The sequence below is a fragment of the Streptomyces griseorubiginosus genome (genome assembly GCF_017614965.1).
In the GTDB taxonomy this organism is placed as follows: Bacteria; Actinomycetota; Actinomycetes; order Streptomycetales; family Streptomycetaceae; genus Streptomyces; species Streptomyces griseorubiginosus_B.
Genome location: NZ_WVUG01000494.1, coordinates 1 through 3,944, shown reverse-complemented (window position 1 = coordinate 3,944; position 3,944 = coordinate 1). Strand labels below are relative to the sequence as shown.

Here is a 3,944-nt window from a genome sequence, read left to right as displayed (position 1 = left end):
GTCTCGGGCCCAGGGGGGCTGGGGCGGAGGTGCTCGGGCCCGGGGCGGCTGGAACAGAGGTCGTCGAGACTGAGGCGGCCGGCCCCCTGAGGGACGAAGGAGCCGGGGAGCCCGTGCCGGCGGTCGGCGCGCCGGGAGTGCTCGCCGAGCCGGCGGACAGGTCGGCCGAGCCCGGGGACGCCCTCCAGGAGGCGGAACCGGGCGTCGGGAGCGTGGCCTCCGATTTCCCGCCCGAGGCGGAACCGGGTGCCCCGAGCGCACCATCTGAGCCCATCGCCGACCCGGACGAAGCCGACGACGGTGTCTTCAAGGTTCGGCTCTCCAATTTCGAGGGCCCCTTCGATCTGCTTCTGCAGCTGATCTCCAAGCACAAGCTGGACGTCACCGAGGTCGCGCTGTCCAAGGTGACCGACGAGTTCATGGCGCACATCCGCGCCATGGGACCGGACTGGGACCTCGATCAGACGACCGAGTTCCTGGTCGTCGCGGCCACGTTGCTCGACCTCAAGGCCGCCCGGCTGCTGCCCTCCGCGGAGGTCGAGGACGAGGCCGATCTCGCCCTCCTCGAAGCACGCGACCTGCTCTTCGCCCGGCTGCTGCAGTACCGCGCGTACAAACAGATCGCCGACATCTTCAGCCGCCGGCTGGAGGACGAGGCCCGCCGCTACCCCCGCACCGTCGGACTGGAGCCGCACCACGCCGAGCTGCTGCCCGAGGTCGTCATCAGCATCGGCCCGGAGGGGTTCGCCCGGCTCGCGGTCAAGGCCATGCAGCCGAAGCCCAAGCCGCAGGTGTACGTCGACCACATCCACGCCCCGCTGGTCAGCGTCCAGGAGCAGGCCCGCATCGTGATCGACCGGCTCCGGGAACTCGGCGAGGCCAGCTTCCGCTCCCTCGTCGAGGACACCGACGACACCCTCACCGTCGTAGCCAGGTTCCTGGCGCTTCTGGAGCTGTACCGGGAGAAGGCCGTAGCGCTGGACCAGGAGACCGCCCTCGGGGAGCTGATCGTGCGGTGGACCGGCGGCGAGGGGGAGAGCCGGCCGATGGTGACCGACGAATTCGACCGACCGCCCGAGCCGCCCAAGGAGGACAAGCCGTGAGCGAGGAGACGACCGAGCTGCCGGCCGGCCTGCGCGCCGTCGCCGATCTCGACCTCAAGCCCGCCCTGGAGGCCGTCCTGATGGTCGTGGACGAGCCCGCCACCGAGGAGCACCTCGCGAAGATCCTGGAGCGGCCCAAGCGCCAGATCGGCGACGCGCTGCGGGCGATGGCCGACGACTACACCGTGCAGGGCCGCGGCTTCGAGCTGCGCTTCGTCGCGGGCGGCTGGCGCTTCTACAGCCGCGCCGAGTACGCCCCGGCCGTGGAACGCCTGGTCCTGGAGGGCCAGACGGCCCGGCTCACCCAGGCCGCCCTGGAGACGCTCGCGGTCGTCGCCTACCGCCAGCCGGTCAGCCGCAGCCGCGTCTCGGCCGTCCGCGGGGTCAACTGCGACGGGGTCATGCGCACGCTGCTGCAACGGGGTCTGGTCGAGGAGGCGGGCGCGGAACCCGAAACAGGTGCGATCCTGTACAGGACGACGAACTACTTCCTGGAGCGGATGGGCCTGCGCGGTCTGGACGAGCTCCCGGAGCTCGCGCCCTTCCTCCCGGAGGCGGAGGCGATCGAGGCCGAGACCCAGGAAGGCGTTCCCTCGTTCGACCCGGACGCACCCGATGACGGTCCGGGCGCCCACGACGAACACACGACGACGACGGAACTTTGATGCGAAGCAGCGGCAGCGGCAAGAGCGGCGGGCGCGGTAACCACCGCGGAGCCGGCAACAACAGGGACCAGAAGCAGGGTCAGGGCCAGAGCCAGGGCCGCCCCCGCAAGCCCCGCCCCGAGGAGCGCCGCTACGACGTGGGCCCCGGCGCCACCCAGGACGGCCCCAAGTCCGGGCGCGGCGGCGCGGCCCGCGGCGGCGCCAAGGGCGGCCCCAAGCAGGGACAGCAGCGCGGTGGCCGCACGGCTCCCGCCCGCTCCCGCGAGTACGACGCACGGACCGAGGAGCGCAACCGGGACCGGTACGCGGGCAAGAAGGACATCAAGCCGCCCAAGACCTTCCCGGGTGCCGAGCAGGAGGGCGAGCGGCTGCAGAAGGTCCTCGCGCGCGCGGGCTACGGCTCCCGGCGCGCCTGCGAGGAGCTGATCGAGCAGGCCCGGGTCGAGGTCAACGGCGAGATCGTGCTGGAGCAGGGCAAGCGGGTCGACCCGGAGAAGGACGAGGTCAAGGTCGACGGCCTGACGGTCGCCACGCAGTCGTACCAGTTCTTCTCGCTCAACAAGCCCGCCGGTGTCGTCTCGACGATGGAGGACCCGGAGGGGCGCCAGTGCCTCGGGGACTACGTCACCAACCGCGAGACGCGGCTCTTCCACGTCGGGCGCCTCGACACCGAGACCGAGGGCGTCATCCTGCTCACCAACCACGGCGAGCTGGCGCACCGGCTGACCCACCCCAAGTACGGCGTGAAGAAGACCTACCTCGCCGCCATCGTCGGCCCGATCCCGCGCGACCTGGGCAAGAAGCTCAAGGACGGCATCCAGCTGGAGGACGGCTACGCGCGCGCGGACCACTTCCGGGTCGTCGAGCAGACCGGCAAGAACTACCTGGTCGAGGTGACCCTGCACGAGGGGCGCAAGCACATCGTGCGCCGCATGCTCGCGGAGGCCGGCTTCCCGGTCGAGAAGCTGGTGCGCACCTCCTTCGGCCCGATCACCCTGGGCGACCAGAAGTCGGGCTGGCTGCGGCGGCTGTCCAACACCGAGGTCGGCATGCTGATGAAGGAAGTCGACCTCTGAGCCTCGGGCACCGATGCCTTTCCGCCCTCTCGCCGGTCTGTACTGCGTGACCGGCGAGAGGAGTGTGCAGGAATGCCTGCTACGACGACGGACCGCGACGAGTTCGTCCGGCTGACGGACCCGTACCGGCGCGAGCTGCTCGCGCACTGCTACCGGATGCTGGGCTCGGTCGACGAGGCCGAGGACCTGGTACAGGAGACGTATCTGCGGGCCTGGCGGTCCTACGACGGCTACGAGGGCCGCGCGAGCCTGCGGACCTGGCTGCACCGGATCGCCACCAACACGTGTCTGACGGCCCTGGAGAGCCGTGCGAGGCGTCCGCTGCCCTCCGGGCTCGGAGGGCCGTCACAGGCGCCCGAGGAGCCGCTGAGGGGCGCCGCGACGGACGTGCCGTGGCTCCAGCCGCTGCCGGACGCCCTCGTCGACCCGGCGACCGTGGTGGCCGCCCGGGGCAGCCTGCGGCTCGCCCTGGTCGCCGCGCTCCAGCATCTGCCCGCCCGGCAGCGGGCGGTGCTCATCCTGCGGGACGTGCTGGCCTGGCGGGCGCCCGAGGTGGCCGCGCTGCTCGGGACGTCGACCGCGGCCGTCAAGAGCACCCTGCAACGCGCGCGTGCCCGGCTCGACGAGGTGGCCCCCGAGGAGGACCTCGTCGTCGAACCCGGGGGCGCGGCGGACCGCGAGGTGCTCGACCGCTACATGGCCGCCTTCGAGCACGCCGACCTGGACGCGCTGGTCGACCTCCTGCAGGACGGCGTGGAGCTGGAGATGCCGCCCAACCTGGAGTGGTTCCGCGGCCGGAAGGACGTGCTGCGCTTCCTGCACGCGCGCGTGCACGAAGAGGGCGGACTGCGGATGCTGCCCACGGGTGCGAACGGGCAGCCGGCTCTCGTCATGTACGTGCGCGGGGTGGACGGGGTGCTGCGCGCGCACTCGGTGCAGGTGCTCACCGTGGTGGACGGGACGGTGGCCCGGGTCACCGCCTTCCTCGACGTGGAGCAGGTCGTCCGCTTCGGGTTCCCGCGGGTGCTGTCGTGAACGCGGGGGACTTGCTGGAGCGTTCGCTCGCCTACGCGCTGGGGTGCGTCGCCGGGGTGGGGGCC

The 3,944-nt window shown here is 71.9% G+C and carries 4 protein-coding genes; all 4 read left to right on the top strand.

Annotated elements, in window-relative coordinates:
- The coding region (locus tag GRC12_RS42520) for a segregation/condensation protein A (RefSeq protein ID WP_439959952.1) at nt 1-1,103 on the top strand (1,103 nt) is incomplete at its 5' end.
- Nucleotides 1,100-1,768, top strand: a complete 669-nt coding sequence (gene scpB / locus GRC12_RS42515) for an SMC-Scp complex subunit ScpB (protein ID WP_208785797.1) — start codon at nt 1,100-1,102, stop codon at nt 1,766-1,768. The genes GRC12_RS42520 and scpB, both read left to right, overlap by 4 nt.
- Nucleotides 1,768-2,844 carry a pseudouridine synthase gene (locus GRC12_RS42510; RefSeq protein WP_208785796.1) on the top strand — a complete coding sequence of 359 codons (1,077 nt, stop codon included), beginning with the start codon at nt 1,768-1,770 and terminating at the stop codon, nt 2,842-2,844. The genes scpB and GRC12_RS42510 overlap by 1 nt, the downstream gene beginning before the upstream one ends.
- A 72-nt stretch (nt 2,845-2,916) precedes the next feature.
- Complete coding sequence (locus GRC12_RS42505; protein WP_208785795.1) at nt 2,917-3,879, top strand: sigma-70 family RNA polymerase sigma factor; 963 nt, start codon at nt 2,917-2,919, stop codon at nt 3,877-3,879.
- The last annotated feature ends 65 nt before the right edge of the window (nt 3,880-3,944 follow it).